General features: G+C 36.4%; 13 protein-coding genes. 5 read left to right on the top strand and 8 right to left on the bottom strand.

Annotation, left to right across the window (positions count from 1 at the left end; genetic code table 11):
* Positions 1 to 42 precede the first annotated feature (42 nt).
* From V7S76_RS01140 to V7S76_RS01125, 4 genes are all read left to right on the top strand, one after another.
* A complete protein-coding gene (locus V7S76_RS01140) occupies positions 43 to 1,749 on the top strand; it encodes a RagB/SusD family nutrient uptake outer membrane protein (protein WP_459508163.1) in 1,707 nt (568 codons plus the stop codon).
* Positions 1,750 to 1,850: 101 nt separating this feature from the next.
* On the top strand, positions 1,851 to 3,308 hold the full coding sequence (locus V7S76_RS01135; RefSeq protein ID WP_459508162.1) for a glycoside hydrolase family 32 protein: 1,458 nt from the start codon (positions 1,851 to 1,853) through the stop codon (positions 3,306 to 3,308).
* 294 nt (positions 3,309 to 3,602) lie between these two features.
* Positions 3,603 to 3,752, top strand: coding sequence for a hypothetical protein (locus V7S76_RS01130; protein WP_269007213.1), 150 nt, complete (start codon positions 3,603 to 3,605; stop codon positions 3,750 to 3,752).
* A gap of 679 nt (positions 3,753 to 4,431) precedes the next feature.
* A complete protein-coding gene (locus V7S76_RS01125) occupies positions 4,432 to 5,325 on the top strand; it encodes a capsular polysaccharide synthesis protein (RefSeq protein ID WP_459508161.1) in 894 nt (297 codons plus the stop codon).
* Positions 5,326 to 5,533: 208 nt separating this feature from the next.
* Here the strand turns inward: V7S76_RS01125 and V7S76_RS01120 are convergent, their stop codons facing one another.
* Positions 5,534 to 7,711, bottom strand: coding sequence for a B12-binding domain-containing radical SAM protein (locus V7S76_RS01120; RefSeq protein WP_459508599.1), 2,178 nt, complete (start codon positions 7,709 to 7,711; stop codon positions 5,534 to 5,536).
* A 338-nt stretch (positions 7,712 to 8,049) separates the two neighbouring features.
* Here V7S76_RS01120 and V7S76_RS01115 point away from each other — a divergent pair, with 338 nt between their 5' ends.
* Entirely contained in the window at positions 8,050 to 10,386 is a 2,337-nt protein-coding gene (locus V7S76_RS01115) for a carboxypeptidase regulatory-like domain-containing protein (protein WP_459508160.1), read from the top strand.
* Positions 10,387 to 10,564: 178 nt separating this feature from the next.
* On the opposite strand, the gene V7S76_RS01110 is transcribed toward V7S76_RS01115, so the two are convergent.
* Genes V7S76_RS01110 through V7S76_RS01080 form a run of 7 tightly spaced genes read right to left on the bottom strand, consistent with a single transcriptional unit; the run spans position 10,565 to position 17,393 of the window.
* Positions 10,565 to 11,425, bottom strand: a complete 861-nt coding sequence (locus V7S76_RS01110) for a hypothetical protein (RefSeq protein ID WP_459508159.1) — start codon at positions 11,423 to 11,425, stop codon at positions 10,565 to 10,567.
* Positions 11,416 to 12,903 carry a lipopolysaccharide biosynthesis protein gene (locus V7S76_RS01105; RefSeq protein WP_459508158.1) on the bottom strand — a complete coding sequence of 496 codons (1,488 nt, stop codon included), beginning with the start codon at positions 12,901 to 12,903 and terminating at the stop codon, positions 11,416 to 11,418. Before V7S76_RS01105 ends, V7S76_RS01110 begins: the two co-directional genes overlap by 10 nt.
* A gap of 9 nt (positions 12,904 to 12,912) precedes the next feature.
* Positions 12,913 to 13,596 (bottom strand): acylneuraminate cytidylyltransferase family protein, encoded by a 684-nt coding sequence (locus tag V7S76_RS01100; RefSeq protein WP_459508157.1) that lies wholly within the window; start codon positions 13,594 to 13,596, stop codon positions 12,913 to 12,915.
* Positions 13,593 to 14,648: a nucleotidyltransferase family protein gene (locus V7S76_RS01095; RefSeq protein WP_459508156.1), complete on the bottom strand. Its 1,056-nt coding sequence runs from the start codon at positions 14,646 to 14,648 to the stop codon at positions 13,593 to 13,595. Before V7S76_RS01095 ends, V7S76_RS01100 begins: the two co-directional genes overlap by 4 nt.
* 1 nt (position 14,649) lies before the next feature.
* Positions 14,650 to 15,756, bottom strand: coding sequence for a UDP-N-acetylglucosamine 2-epimerase (neuC, locus tag V7S76_RS01090; protein WP_459508155.1), 1,107 nt, complete (start codon positions 15,754 to 15,756; stop codon positions 14,650 to 14,652).
* Positions 15,753 to 16,769 (bottom strand): N-acetylneuraminate synthase, encoded by a 1,017-nt coding sequence (neuB, locus tag V7S76_RS01085; protein ID WP_459508153.1) that lies wholly within the window; start codon positions 16,767 to 16,769, stop codon positions 15,753 to 15,755. Before neuB ends, neuC begins: the two co-directional genes overlap by 4 nt.
* Entirely contained in the window at positions 16,770 to 17,393 is a 624-nt protein-coding gene (locus V7S76_RS01080) for an acetyltransferase (RefSeq protein ID WP_459508152.1), read from the bottom strand.
* Between the last annotated feature and the right edge of the window lie 9 nt (positions 17,394 to 17,402).

Below are 17,402 nucleotides of genomic sequence, written 5' to 3'. Positions count from 1 at the left end.
ATGACCTCCAAGGGGGTAATAAAACTTAAATTTTTAAAAAAAATGAAAAACATAATAGTTTCAACTATAATCGTTTCGAGCCTATTTTTATTCGGCTCCTGCCAGGATGAACTAAATTATACACCCACAGGTGTATTGTCTTCATCTGATTTGACCTCTCCAGCGGCCATTGATGGTTTGGTGACATCTGCTTATGCGGCCATTGGAAATGGTGATATGATTGGACCCATCTATAGTGACTGGGTATACGGAAGTGTTCGTTCTGACGATGCCTACAAAGGTGGGGGTGGTACGGGTGACGTTGGAGAAATAGATGCCCTAGAACACTATAATCTGACTACTCCCACGCTTGGTGCCTTTGTAACTCGTTCTTGGCAAAACCTTTTCAAGTCAATTTCTAGATGTAATGTCGCCCTTCGTGCCGTAAATACTCTAGATGAAGCCAAATATCCATCTAAAAAAATACGTTTAGCTGAATTGCGTTTTTTAAGAGGGCATAGCTACTTTGTTATGAAAAGATTGTACAAAAACATTCCTATTTTCGATGAAACTATTTCTGATGAAGAGATTCTAAAAGTTTCTAATACGATAACTAATGATGAATCTTGGAATAAAATTGCGGCTGATTTTCAATTTGCTATTGATAATTTACCAACTACACAACAAGAGGTAGCTCGTGCAAATAAGTTAGCAGCTCAAGCTTATTTAGCCAAGGTGCGGTTGTACCAGGCTTATGAGCAAGATGCAACTCATAAAGTTGTAAATATCAATAAAACAAGATTGCAAGAGGTTGTTTCCCTTACACAAGCAGTTATTTCTTCCGGGAAATATAGATTAAGCTCGGACATTGCAGATAATTTCTTGCAGGAAACGGAGAATGGTCCAGAATCCATCTTTGCTATCCAATTTACTGTAAATGATGGAACGACCGCAGGACGTATGAGCTACGAAGATGGATTGAATTATCCGCATGGTGCTCCACAATATGGATGTTGTGGATTTCATGCAGCTAGTCAAAACTTAGTGAATGCACATACAACGGATATTGACGGTTTGCCAAATTTTGAAACATTCAATGAAAGCAATGCAAATCTAAATACTCAAACCGTTGATCCACGCCTTGACCACACCGTTGGAATCGATGGACACCCATATAAATATGATAATTCAAAACCTTTCAACAATAGTTGGGTACGTGATGCAGGTGTATATGGCAATTTTCATACCATGCGTTTTCAACAATTGGCCTCTAGTGGTTCATATTTCAAACTTGGACCATTTATGGGAACTGCAAAAAATTATGATATTCTACGCTTCGATGATGTCTTGTTAATGCAAGCCGAAGCTTACATTCAATTAGGACAACAAGAGAAAGCCTTAGACATCATTAATCAAATCAGAAATAGAGCAGCGGCAAGTACGGGAAGACTAAAAAAAGCAGACGGAACATTTGCTTCCAAGTATAATGTAAAGCCTTATTCATCTACAACCTGGACACAGAATTTTGCTTGGAAAGCATTAATGTGGGAGCGTAGAATTGAATTTGCTACAGAAGGCTCACGTTTTTTTGACTTAGTTCGTTGGGGTATTGCTGAACAAACTCTTAATGGATACATTTCAAAAGAGAAAGTTAGAAGACCGTATTTAGCTACAGCGAAATTTACAGCTGGAAGGGATGAATATCTACCAATTCCACAAGCGGAAATCACTTTTACGAATGGTTTATACAAGCAAAATCCAGGCTTCTAAAACATCTAACAATTTTAGTAGAGGTTAAGAATGATTCAAATGGTAGTAGTTTTTTACTACTACCATTTTTTTCTAATTCATCAATTATAAACTCAAAATCAATGCAAAAATTAGTCACTTTTTTGGCTGTTGTATGCCTGTTAAATGCTTGCATCCCATCTGCAACTTACCGTCCCGCTTACCATTACACTCCGGAGAAAAATTGGGTGAACGACCCCAATGGATTAGTCTATTTGGATGGCGAGTACCATCTTTTTTATCAGTATAATCCAGCGGGAGATAAATGGGGGCACATGAGTTGGGGGCATGCAGTGAGCAAAAACCTTAAAACTTGGGAAGAACTACCGCTTGCCATTCCTGAAACGATGAACGCGGATGGTTCAACTAACATGGTATTTTCAGGAGCGGCCGTTGTGGATAGTCTAAATACGTCGGGCTTTTTTGAGAAAGGTTTTACCAAAGGTATGGTGGCCATATATACTTCTCACTTAAATAAAAATGGAGAAGGTATGGCACAGAGTCAAAGTTTGGCTTATAGTTCTGACAAAGGAAGAACATGGAAATTCTATGATAAGAACCCTGTCTTAGCTATCGGTTTGAAGGATTTCAGAGACCCCAATGTGTTCATGCAGGAAGGAAAGTGGAAAATGATTGTTGCAAAACCACTGGAATTTATGGTGCAGATCTATGAATCTACAAATCTGAAAGAGTGGACATTATTGAGTGAGTTTGGCAAAATGGGTGATGTAGCAAAGATTTGGGAATGTCCATCTCTATTTAAGGTTCCTGTCGAAAATTCAGATAATTCCAAATGGGTAATGCTGGTTTCGAGCGCAGCGGAGGCCACAGAATTTACTGGGATGCAATATTTCGTAGGGGAATTTGATGGAAAATCATTCGTGTCAGACAAACAAGAAGGGGTTTTAAGATTGGATCGAGGGAAAGATTTTTATGCTGCAATCCCCTTTCAAAACCTCCCTTCAAAAGACAAAAATCCAATCATTATGGGTTGGGGTAGCAACTGGAGCTATGCAGGAGATATTCCTTCAGAAGGTAGGAGAGGGATGTTTTCTATGCCACGAAAATTATCTTTGGTCAAAGAAAATGGGCAATTTCGTTTAGTTCAAAAGCCAATCTATTCCAATCGTATCCACTCCAAAGAGTTAATACTGAAAGCGAGTGAATTGACAAAACCGAAAACTTGGGAAATGAAAAATAATTCCTACAAACTAGGCTTAGTTATTGACTTAGGAAATTCCAATGGTTTTGCAATGGAATTGCTAAAAAATGAGGAAGAGAAATGTGTGCTAACTTATAATGCAATGACTCAAAAATTGTTTTTTGACAGAACCAAGTCTGGAAAAATTGACTTTAACAAAAATTTCACAAGTATCGAAACTATGCAGGTGGTTCCCCAAAATGGCGTCCTGAAACTGGATATTTTTGTAGATAATTCAATTGTTGAAGTATTCGCCAATGAAGGTGAAGCCGTATTGACTGATTTGGTTTTCCCCCAAAAAAATGGAGGGAAAATAATCCTTTCTTTGTTAAAAGATTAACAAGGCACCAAGTTTAATTTATTCCATTTGGTTTAATTATTCATTAATTGTTCCCAAATATTCGAATTATTAATTTTCGATTAAAAAGTAATAAAAAAGAATATTCAGGAAAGAATTATTCCCAGTTCGTACCTTAAAAAAATCTGTAGGTTGTTTTGAAATGGTAAATACGGTTCCTTTTTATTTTTTATATAAATGGTTGATCCCGCCTTATGAGGCTACTGGAACTATCATTTATTTTAAAAGGGTTGTCAAATTTTTGAGATCATTTTTATTACTTTAAGGCATTTAATTATGGAAACATTTGCTGCAATTAAACTTGGTCCTAAGCTAAATAAAATTGGTGGTACCCCAAATGAAAGACGTGGTATAAAACCAAAAAGCAAACCCAAGCACCCAACATTGAAACCTCGTATTCATAAATCTGGAGATTCTAAAAAGTAGGTTAGCGTGGTGCTAAAACCGAAGCAGAACGACCTGATTTGATACAATTTCGATACAATTAGACTAACCAATATAATACCAATACTATTATATTTTGACGTTTTTGTCCGATTTGAGTTCAGTCAGATTTGTTTCATTCCCACCGTCCGGACCGCCAAATATAAATTAAGTCTCTGATTTTCAGGGACTTTTTTTATGCCCGGCGGAAAATGGAGTGTAATAAATTGGATTTCCTTGGTATTTCTATAAATACAAAACCACCTAATCATCAATCCCAAAACAAATCGGTTATTATCGATGCTGCGTTCAATGGATTATTTATATTGTTAAATTAACGAATAAAATTACGGGTGAAAAGCTAACTTACCTTCGACATTGGTGTTGGAGGCACTCCATCAGAAATATACTTTATCGCCTAATTTTGCTACCGTTTTACTCATGGATTCCTTCAAAATCCAACAACTTCTGGCGCCTAAATTGGGTTTAAAGAGATGATTTTCGAGAAAGAAACCGAATTTTAAGGGAAATTTTAATACAAAGGAGATTGATCTAAGTGATTATCAAAACAGCCAAAGATTGCACAGAAACAAAAGAATAGGTAAATTAAAACAAAGATCAAACACTCATTTAGGAAAAGTCCTATTCAGTTTAACGATTACAGTAATTTTACTTTAAAAAAATGAAGTCATTAAATAAGAGAATCTGGATGTTTTGGGATAAGGGACAAACTTATTTTCCCAATTTGACTTCTATCGTATTTGAAACTTGGACAAAGCACAATCCCACCTGGGATATAACAGTATTGACATTAGACAACATAGGAAATTATTTGCCTGAACAAAAAAGTTTAATTCTTAACAAGAATATTAAGGTTCAAGCAAAAAGTGATATTATTCGATTGAATATATTAAATAATTTTGGAGGTGTTTGGGTAGATGCAACACTTCTATGTTTTCAACCTTTAGATTCATGGATTACAGATGAGATATTAAGGTCGGGGACTTGGATGTATCATGGTCATGGAGCAAAAATGTGTGGGTTATATGGACCAGCAAGTTGGTTCATCATATCAGTGGAAAAGTCATATATCATAGAAAGATGGACTGATGAATGCAATAGGTTTATTGAAGAGAATGATACGAATTATTCATATTTTTGGATGGACGAATGCTTTAAAAAAATTTATAAGACAGATAAGAAATTCAGCAATCTTTGGAATAATACACAATTTTTATATGCTGATGCTTTTGGACAAAGTCATGGTCTTTGTTATAATGGTGGCATGTTGGGAAAATCCAAAGCATTCGTTAAAAAAATAAAAACACAACCACCTTATGTTTTGAAGATGTGGTCTTCATGGGATGAGAATGTCAAAGAGAAAACTAATACAAATGGGGATTTTGCCATAAATATTGCATTAAATAATGAAGAATTATTTCGCCATAAGTATCAATATTTTAGATTTAATGTTAGGATGCTTCTGCCTTATTATTTCAAATTCAATATAATTAGTAGGTTAATTAATAAATTCATGAATAAGCCCTTAAAAATGTGGACGAAATTAAGATATTAGTTTTCTCAACATTCGGTTTCGTATTGCAATTGATAGGGTAATTTGATTTCTGGGGTATTTCTTTTTTTATAAAAAAAGAAACTTAAATGAATGATGAGATGAGATGTTATTTCAGGCATGGACATACCTCTTACCTAAGTCAACCGCAAGGGTAAACTCTACTTACCTCTTACCTAAGTCAACCGCAAGGGTAAACTCTACTTACCTCCTACACCACCAACAATCCCATCTCCCTCAATTCCTGTACCATTTCCCCTTGCCAAAATAGCTTAAAATCGCCTAATCCGGACTGTGTATACGCTTTTTGGAATTCATCAAAGGTCCATGTTTTATGTGGCCCTACGGATATTTGTTCCAGAATTTTCACCATCCAAGCACCTAATTTCTCAGGAACCGGTAAATTTTCATCTTCCCTACTCGTACTCATTTGTAAAACCATTTTCCCGCGCGAAGCCTTGGCTAAGCTAGGAATCGGTCCAATCCAACAAATTTTCGCATTCGGTTTAGGCATTTGTTCTTCTTTGCCAGCTAATATACGAGCAATGTAGTTTTTGGGAATTTGGGTACGCGGAATTTTGAAATCAAACCATTCTTGCAAGGGCATGTCCAATCCTATACCATGCATGTAATTGAATAAAGATTTCTTGAGCCCCTCACTAAATGCAACATGATCCGTTCCTCTTGGATCCTCATGCTCTAAATCGTTGTTCGCAAATGTTCCTGGTTCAGGATTTAAAATTTGGATGTGGTAAGCATCTGGATTAAGGCCTACCGGACTATGCGCAGTCAAAGCAAATTGATGCCAAAAACCTGAATGCATGACTCCATTCTCCACCAGCTGTCGTACTACTTCAAGCGAATCCACCGTCTCCTGAGCGGTCTGCGTTGGAAATCCATACATCAAATAAGCATGAACCAAGATGCCTACTTGCGTAAAATGATCAGCCACTTGTGCCACTTGGGCCACCGTGACTCCCTTATCAATTAATTCCAACAATCGATCCGAAGCAACTTCCAATCCGCCCGAAACCGCTATGCAGCCTGAGCGAACCAACAGTTGGCATAAATCTTTGGTAAAACTTTTTTCAAAACGAATATTCGTCCACCAAACCACCGTCAAATCTCTTCGGATAATCTCCAATGCTACATCACGCATCAAAGCTGGTGGCGCTGCCTCATCCACAAAATGAAATCCATTATTGCCCGTTTGTTCAATCATCGCTTCTATGCGATCCACTAGCATAGGTGCTGTGGTGAATTCGTAGTTTTTGATGTAGTCCAACGAAATATCGCAGAACGTACATTTACCCCAATAACAACCATGTGCGAGCGTCAATTTGTTCCAGCGCCCATCACTCCACAATCGATGCATCGGATTTGCAATCTCAATGACTGATAAGTAGCTATCCAATGGTAAATCGGAGTAATCTGGAATCCCGACATCCTTTTGCTTCACATCAGGGTCTTTAGATCCGTTTAAATAGGTGACTGTTCCATGGATGCAACAAAAAGTCCGTTTAAGATCCTTTAATTCCCTGTCTCCACTTAAATATTCCAACAAATTTAATAAGGGCGTTTCCCCATCATCCAATGTGATAAAATCCACAAATTCAAATACTCGGGATTCTTGCAGGGAGCGTAATTCGGTATTGGCATATCCTCCACCAAATGCTACTTTAATACCAGGATGGTGTTTTTTGATCCACTGTCCACAACGCAAGGCACTGTATAAATTGCCTGGAAAGGGTGCTGTGATAGCAACCAAATCCGGCATTTCTTTTTCAATTTTGGTCTTTAATAATGCTACTAAAATATCATCTACATAAGTGGAAGGTGCATGCAAGGCCTGATTGAGATCTTGGAAACTGGAGGCCGATCTACCTAGCCTTTCCGCATACCGACTAAAACCAAAATGAGGGTCAACTGCTTCTATGATTAAATCAGAAATGTCTTCCAAGTACAATGTAGCTAAATGCCTGGCTTTATCTCGTACACCCATGCTACCAAAGGCCCATTCCAAATCACTTACTTGTTGAAAACGGGATGCCTCTGGTAGGTAATTTTGTTCGGCTATGATGTGCGCAAGTGTTGGATTTTTATCATGCAGAAAGGAAATAACGGGTTCGATTGTGCGTAGATAGGACTGTTTTAGTCGAAGCATTCGTGCTCCATTGTCAGTCAATTTTTGCCCAGATGCTTCAATGTGCTCAAATAATTGCTTAAGACCTACTTTTGAAAATAGCTGAAGGATAACTTCCAATCCCAAGTCTGCTTGATAAGATTCCAGACCTTGGGTATTCAAAAATCCCTTTAAATAGGCCGTCGCTGGATAGGGCGTATTTAATTGGGTAAAAGGCGGGGTGATAAAAAACACCTTCGGTTTCATTGCGCTCATGTCGCTCAAAAGTACTTGAAAATCGCTAAAAAGAAAAGGCCATCTATTGATAGCCTGCTTTCTTTTTTTCTCTCTTTTCTTCTTTTTTCTCTTTGGGAGTTTTGGTCGGTTCTTTCTTTTCCGCCTTCTTGGAATTCATGCCTTTGGCCATATTTTTGTTTTTTAGATGAGCAAGAACGGGAAAAAAATTGACAAAAATAAAATTCGGCCATTTTTCTCCTTGCTAGACTAATTAAAATTCAACACCTTTCATTATTCCTACAGACAGATTTCATTTGGCATCTATTTTTTATTAATATTGGCATTGCTGCGTTCAGCGTAATTCTTGTATGTCACGAAAATTTCCATTTCTTTCCAAGGTAATTTTTTTTTGTTGGGTTATCGCATTCTTAGGTATTTCACAAGAGGTGCATGCACAGCAATTTTACCAAACCATTCGTGGCCGGATTACAGATAAAGAAACGCTTCAAGTATTATCTAACGTTAGTGTTCGCTTAGTGCCGGGGAATAAAGTAGTTTATTCAGATTCATTAGGTCGTTTTTCCTTTCCAAAATCACCCATCGCTCGTTATCAATTGCAATTTACCCGTTTAGGTTATCTGCCTTTTGAAATTCCATTATTGGAAATCAACAGCGGGAAAGAGGCCATTTTAGATATTCAATTGGAAGAAAAAGCGGTCTTTCTCAATGAAGTGAAGATAATTGCAGAAAAATCAAAAGATCAATCTTTCAACGAATCAGCTTTGGTAAGTACTCGTCAATTTTCACTGAATGAAGCAAATCGTTATGCGGGAGGATTTCAAGATCCAGCACGAATGACACTTAATTTTGCGGGTGTCACTAATGCGGGTTCTGATCAAAATAATGAAATTATCATTCGAGGGAATTCACCCAAAGGTTTATTATGGCGAATGGAAGGAATTGAAATTCCTAATCCCAACCATTTTGGAGATGGACAAGGTTCTACGAGTGGAATTATATCGATGATCAATTCGACTAGCTTGGCAAATTCAGACTTCATGACCAGCGCCTTTCCAGCCGAATATGGAAATGCCTCCTCTGGTGTATTCGATTTGCGTTTTCGGAGAGGAAATAATGAAAAAAGAGAATGGATGGCTCAATTGTCCGTGGTGGGTTTAGACCTTGCTGCCGAGGGTCCATTGGGCAAAAAAGGTGGGTCCTATCGGGCAGGTGCCAGGTATTCCACTTTGGAATTATTGTTAAAATCAGGCTTAATCAATATTAATTCCGGGAATTTCAAACCTGCTTATCGAGATTTTAATTATACCCTTGAAGTACCTTTGAAAAATGGAGGTACCCTAAGCTTATGGGGTATCATGGGTGCCAATGATACAGAAGATGAAAAACTGACTTCCAAAGATTACAGCAAGGGATTGATGGGTGCGTTTGGTTTGGGCTATAAAAAACCAATGAAACATGGACATTTTTCTAGCAATTTGGCTTTTACCATAGAATCCGCTGAACAGACTAAATATGAAATCATCACGAATGCATGGCAAAACACACGGGATCAATCCTATCAATATCCGAATTGGCGCTTAAATTCCAATTATCTACATAAATTTTCCAGTATCACCTCTTTGAAAATGGGTCTTGTAATAAGTCGATTAGGATTTGATGTTAGAGAAAATCGATGGGATGGAAAAAAGTTAGTGAATTATTTACAAAACTCAGATGGTGCATATTATACCCAACAATTTGCTCAATTGATACAAAAATGGACACCACATCTTCAAAGTACATTGGGCATTCACACCTATCAATTTAGTTTGAATAATGCGCAATCTTGGGAGCCTAGAATGGCCATTTCCGTTCAAAATAATAGCGGTGGCCGTTTTGCTTTGGGTCTAGGCTGGCATTCGCGGTTAGAGCCTATTTCCGTATATTTATACAAAAAATATACGTCTACAGGAATATATTTTCAGCCCAATAAATCCATTTTACCTTCTCGTGCTTTTCATCAAGTACTATCATTTGACCAACTTTTGGGGGATCATACTCGGATAAAATTGGAAGCTTATTGGCAAGATATCCAACAAGTTCCCGTGGATTCTAGTCGGAATGGCACTTTTTCAATGCTTAATTATAGTTCAGGAATTCCTACTCAAGTATTGGAAAATGTAGGCAATGGTATCAATAAAGGTGTTGAATTAACACTAGAGCGATTTTTTGCCAAGGATGTTTATTATTTATTAACCGCCTCTCTTTTCGATTCAAAATATCAAAACAAGGACAGGATTTGGAGGAATACCCAATTCAATAATGTATTTGCCGGAAATATATTGGTGGGAAAAGATTTTCAATTGAAAAACCAAAAAACATTTTCCATTAATATTCGATATTTATTGAGAGGAGGTAATCGATATACACCGATTAATTTATCAGAATCCATTAAAAGAAATACGACAATTTTACAATCGGGTAAAAATATGGAAGCCCAATACCCGAATTTTCAACGGTTTGATTTATCCATTGCCTATAAAATCAATCGAAAAGGACTGGCATGGTCCATAAGGGCTGATATTCAAAATATATTGAATACGAACAATGTCATTGAAGAGCGATTCGATTCCGGTATAAAAAATTATGCTTATCGGTATGCTTTACCTTTGATACCTATTATAAGTTCTCGATGGGAGTTTTAAGGTAATAGGTAAAAGGTAAAAGGTAATAATGCGAAATAAGGGATTTGTTTTTAACACAAAAGACTCAAAGATTATTCAACCCGACTTCCATGGATTATGGGATAGTGTCGTTTAGTGAAAGTTTCCTATTACCTTTTACCTTTTACCTATTACCTTTTATCTATTACCTATTACCTTATCAACCATCAATCTTCCCTCTTTCGTACACATCAATGTTGCTATGATTGCTTATATTGACTATCCTGACACCTCGTTCTTTGGCGATAGCTGCATTTTTTTGATGACCCAAAAATACCTTGTGCAAGGATAAAAACTGAAGGGCTAATTGTGACTCGACAAATGATTTCTTTGCAAACCGAGTACTCAAGTTTATGTCTTTGGCCCCATAAAAATGCGTATCATTTAGAATCAATGCATTATCAATATCCGATACTTTCATATTTTCATGCCAAGTATGATCCGCACCGGTGATCATTATATTTTTAAAACCTATGTGCAAAGCCTGAAAAATAGCGCAAACCAAAATATTTTGCGATTGAATCATTCCCCATCCTTTGTGAAATAAAAATTGGTTTAGCGACTCAAAGCCATTGACAATGGTATAATTGAAAAAATAAACCTGAATATGTGGATTACTACTTAAATGTTGAATTAGCTGGGTTGATTTTTTAAAATCTTGGGGCATATAGATTATTAAAGGCCAAGATGTTTTTTGTATAATTTGTTGAATCAATTTTTGTCCCAATTCATAATGGGGATCCTTAAAAAGTGGATCCAACAACATATACATCTTGGGTTGTAAAATCTCATATTTATCGGTTGATCCAAAATGGTTCACACAAATGGTAAACATGTTTTTTGCCTTTTCTAAGTGTTTTTCAATGGTTTCATTGACAGAAGGTCCATTCCCTAAAATCAAACAAGTTTCTTCGTTCAAATGTAATTTCTCCAATGAAAAATCCGTTTGAAACAATACTTTCAAAATCGATAAAAAAGAAGCGTAGGATTTAGCAAGAAACGTAATGATTATTAAAGCCATTTAGACAGTTTTTGAATTCCCAAATTAATAAATGAATTGAAATCAGGTACCGATTTTGATAGGTAAATTAACAAAGAAAACAGCATAGTTACCAAGATAGATTTGTAGCATATGCTCAAGAATTTCAATTCCAAATCGGGCAATTGGAAACCTATCCATAAAATACCCATAAAAATAAGGGTTGAAATCAATTGCTCCCAACCAAATGGATGCAATTGAAAATATTTCCAAATTAAAATGGTCCTTGCAAGATTATAGTAAACCACGGAAATCAATGCTGAAAAGGCTGCACCATTGATGCCATACAAAGGAATTAACCATTTATTCAGAAGAAAAAGGACTAAAACAAAACTGATAATTAATAAGGAATCTAGTTTATAATATTTCGAATTAGACAGAATTAATCCATTGATACCGTTCAATAAATCAAAAAGTTTACTAAATCCAATAATTATCAGAGCGGTCTTTCCAACCACGTATTCAGGCTTAACTAAACCAAATAATTGATCAATATTGATCCAAGTACAGAGCAAAGTCAACAATCCAAAAGCATACAGATTCACACTACTTTTCTTATAAATCACCGATACAATACCCAATTCATTCTCATCCATGGCATTGATCACAACGGCTGAGGAAGCTTTAATAACAGATAAATAACCCATTCCCATCACACTGGCAAATAATAAACAAGTACTGTAAATTCCAGTACTGCTTAAACCCAAATAGGAATTGACCATTATTTTATCCAACTGTAAAATAATCATAGAAGATAAACCTGTAAGGACGCTGAAACCGGCAAAAACGGTAAAATCTTTCTTAATCGTGGATTGAAAAAAGGCAGGATTGGCTTGAAAAGTCATATTCCCCAATTGATACGACGTATAAATCATCATGATCGTGGGTAAAGCTAAGCCCAAAACCCAGATGTACATAAACATATCAAAATCTACCCAATTGAAGGCATAAAGTGCGGCTGAAAGGAGGGTAAATAGTCGCTGAAAAAACTGACTATATAAATTTCCAGCTACCGTATTCGACAAACCTTTGGCATAATTATCAAATAAATTGAACAACATTGTTGACAAGGTTATCGGAAAAATAAGCAGGAAAAATCGATCCAATAAGGCTTTATCTTGGATACTTTGATTAGAAATAATTTGATCCTTAAATACCCATAACAATAATAGACTAATCAAAAATCCTAGGGTCTGAGTTTTGATACCCAAATTTAAATAGCCCAAGTTTTTCGGCTTCGAGTTTCTAAAAAAGGAAAAATATTTCGTCCCTGCATGATTAAAACCCAAACTAGCAAATTGAGCAATCAGGTACATCCAACTTAATAAAATCGCCATTAAACCAATTTGATTGGTTTCAAAATAATTGGGTAATATAAAACCTTGGGTAAGCAATCCTAAGCCTACTCCTAAATAGGAATAAAGCGTACTCAACAAGGATTGCTTTTTAATGCTTGTCATAATATTGACCTATGATCTTTTTTGTAAAATAGTTTCGGCAACTAACCAATCCAATTCCGTATCAATGTCATGTGAACTTAGTTCGTCCATTACATATTTTTTGATTCGTTGAAATGACGAAATGGGGCCATTTTTCAGAGATTGTACATTCATGACATAAATAGCACCATTTAATTCAAATACGGCCGGTGCATCTTGTCTTCTAGTAAATTTTCCTATTTTCGACTTCTCCAAAAAACCTTCCTCATTTTCCTCCATCAATACAAAATAAGGATTCGATTTGGTTTCTTTCACAGATATAACCATGTCCAAGGAGTCATCGTACAAGTCCATGGCCTCTTGTATCTGATTTCCACTTCTAAAAGGAGAAGTTGCTTGTAATAAAATCAGACAATCAGGAAAATAACCCGTAGATTCAACCCATTCAATGGCATGTAACAATACTTCATAGGTTCCAGAATTATCTTGCGACAAATGATCCGGACGTAAAAAAGGAATCTTCAATCCGGTTTGTTCAACTACTTGTTTAATTTCTTCACCGTCCGTCGAAACAAGAATTTGATCATCCGAAAATAAGGTTCTCGCAGCTTCTATGGTATAATGAATCAATGGCTTAGAACCCAATAATTTAATATTTTTCAAAGGAACACCTTTACTTCCTGACCTTGCGGGTATAACTACTAAAGGTTTCATAATTTAATATGTTTAATATCCTCCTGCGCCTTTAAATAATCATCATGCTTTCCAATATCCAACCAATACCCCATCATAGGAAAGGAGACCACCTTTTTGCCTGCATCGATTAGCTGTTGCATTAAATCGGTCGCATTAAAGAATTGATCTTGAGGAATGGATTGAGCCCATTCTTTTTTCATCAAATAAATACCGGCATTCGTAAAATGTGTGTAAGAGGGCTTTTCTTTAAAACCTTTGATTTGAAAATTTTCTGTTTCTACCACCGCATAAGGAACATTTACTTGGTAAGAAATACATGCGACCGCTAAATCTGCCTCTTGCTCTTGAAAAAACAAATAAAATTCCTCAAAATTTATATTCGTTAACAAATCAGAATTCATCAATAAAATGGTGTCATGCGAAAATCCTTGAATCAACGATAATGCTCCTGCAGTACCCAAAAATTTCGATTCGTCCACATATTGCAGGTTCAAGGATTTATCTCTACCATCTTTAAAACGGTCTTTAATTTGATCCCCTAAATAGTTAACACTTATCCAAACATCGGTAATACCAAAATCCTTTAAACGATCTAGATTATATTCTATGATTGGTTTATTTGCAATGGGCAATAATGGTTTGGGCGTAGAATCTGTTAAAGGTTTCAATCTTTCTCCCCTTCCACCAGCCATGATAACGGCATCAATCGGCAAGAATGATTTATGATGTTTCAAATTGAGTACCTGAACAACGTGATGCTTTTCGTCCAAAACCGGCACAATCATGATGTCCTTCTTTCGAAATTCAACAATTTGTGCAATGGCATTTTCACCTTCACGGATGAATTTTGGACTCGTAAAAATAAAGTCATTCAAAGGATTTTCTAAGCTCAATCCTTTGATGAAACCTCTACGTAAATCACCATCTGTTATGGAACCCAACAAAGTACATTCTTTATCAACCACAAACAAAACAGCATCTGAGGCTAATTTATCCAACATTTGAAGTGCCGTATGAACAGATGCTTCATGTTGAATCAAATAACGCTTATATTCTTCCTTTGTTTCCATCCTAAATCTCTTTCAAAACTTCTATAATTCGATCAGCAGCACCGCCTTGATCATAAATATTACCATTTGTCCAAACAGGCATAGCTTTTATTTCACGAACTTTTGCGATAATTTGGTCATAGTTAAAAGGAACATGAAAAACATTTTCGCCCGCTTCTCGCCCTTTTTGTCGATCCCCTAAATCAATCACATATTTATCAAAAGTAGCCGCTTCGATAATCCCGCTTGATGTATTTCCCAGTAACATCACACAATGTTGCATGGCTGAAAAATAACCTCTGGAACCTAAATTTTCAACTATATTAACTCGTTGCAAAGACGAAAAGTGGCTAAGCAAAGTCCTTCGTATCTCCATGCTATGCATATCTGCATTAGGCAAGGTAATTAAAAATTGGTAATCCGTTAATTGCTCAATGGCTAAAATCAACTGAATACAATTTTCGTAATTATTACTAGTCCCAGCCGTCTCTGGATGGACTGTGCACAATATGGTTTTTTTAGACAAATCGATGTCAAATTCGTCTTTAAATTCTTGGATCGAAAAAACTTCAAAATCCCTGATATTATCTAAGCTCAAGGCGCCCACGCAATGAATGCCTTCTTCAGTTCCCAAAATTCCACTCAGACGTTTGACGTTAGATGATGTGGCAGCAAAATGGTATTTGGATGCTAGGCTAATCGAGTGCCGAAAAATATTATCAATAGCTCCTAAAGTAGTTTCACCTCCATGCAAATGCGCAAATGGAATCTGGTAGGGAATTCCAGCCAAAACGGCTGCATACATTTCATAACGGTCTCCCAAACAAAAAACCAAATCGAATTTATTATGGTTCTTTTCCCAAAATTCAGTAAACAACAAGGTTGTTAAACCCATTGAATGGGTTACCTCAAAAATAGAATCACCATCTGGAGCCGTTTCGATTTTATAATTCACTTTAAACCCATGTCGTTTGATATCATCAAGGGTATATCCATGATCCTCCGACAAATGCGTTCCAAATGCAACGATTTCAAATTGAAAAAATGAATCTTTTTCCAATTTTCGCAACAGAGGTAAATAAATACCAAAATCGGCCCGAGAACTAGTTAGTATAAGAATTTTCATCATAAAAGATCATCTAAAGTTAATTGATGACCTGCAAGTAAATCTTTGGCAAAAAATTTCCCAATAAGTTCATCCATCCGCATCGGTGAAATTCCATTACCCGGCCTTAACATATCTAAATCATGTTCTGTTAGAACTTCCCCCTTATTCTTATCTCTTTTTAAATGAATACTTTTTCTAGCGATATATATGTTTTTCAGCTCGGAATCCGAAGGTTTTTTAATGCCAGAACCTAAAGCTAATTCAATATTTCGAATGGCTGAAACCATGGCTTTTAATTCGGTAGGCTCTAAAGACGCTTGGTGGTCTGGCCCCTCCATATTTCTATCCAAGGTAAAATGCTTTTCGATAACTTTGGCACCTAAAGCGACTGCCGCAATGGGAATTTCAATCCCTAATGTATGATCCGAATAGCCAACCTTCACTTGAAATTTATTACCAATTTCATTCATGGCCAATAAATGAACATCCTTCATAGGGGTAGGATATTCGGTATTACAATGTAAAACAGTGATGTTTTCTTGTAAAATTCCACCCGCTGTCAAAACCTGAATGGCCTCTTCAATTTCCTCTAAAGTACACATACCTGTGGAAAAAATGACTTCTTTTGCCAATTCTGCCACTTTTCTCAAATACGGTAAATTCGTGATTTCACCGGAAGGTATTTTATATAATTGAAAACCTAATTCACTTAATAAATCTAAACTTGCTAAATCAAAAGCTGTGGAAAAAAATTGAATATTCTTTGCTTGGCAATAGTTAATCAGTTCCAAATGATCTTCCCAACTTAATTCCAACTTCTTCAACATCTCAAATTGAGATTCCTCTTTTTGAGCATTGACTTTTTGATAGTCGGCTTTTTGTGCCGATTTACTAACCAACAAATGGGCATTAAAGGTTTGAAATTTTACATAATCGACCCCAGCCTCCACAGCAGCATCGATCAGTTTTTTTGCCAAAACTAGACTTCCATTGTGATTAACCCCTGCTTCTGCTATAATGATTGTGTGATTCATTTATCTTGATTTAGCCGGATTACCAAAAACTACCTGATTGGCCGCCACATGGTTCAGCACAATCGATCCCATTCCAATCAATGCGGAAGAACCTACCTCTATACCCTGTTTTAATACCGCCCCACTTCCAACAAAAACACCTTGACCAATCTGCACATTTCCATTAACAATGCTACCCGTAGAAATGTGGGAATGGTCACCTATTCGACTCTCATGTTCGATTAAAGCGTGATTATTAATGATGCAATTTACGCCGATATGGGCATCTGCTTGAATGCTTACTCCATGAAAGATTATACTTCCTTCACCAATAGAAGCGTATGAAGAAATGTGGGCATGGGGAGAAACAATGGTTGCCAATTTTGCACCTAAATTCTTCAAGTGCTGATACATTTTTTGGCGGATTTCAGACGATTGGGTATGCCCAATACAAATCAAAAATTGATTCCCTTGTATATAATCGGGGATCACTTCATCGTTACCCAAATATGGAATACCGAATTTATCATCTAAACAAGGTGTAAGATCGATATATCCCAAGATATTGTATTGCGCGGTAGAACGAATAATATCGATGCAAGATTTTGCATGACCACCACCTCCAATAAGTATGAGATTCTCCATATTCAAAAA

Source organism: Aquirufa sp. ROCK2-A2 (assembly GCF_054558485.1).
This window is presented reverse-complemented; position numbering and strand designations above follow the sequence as displayed.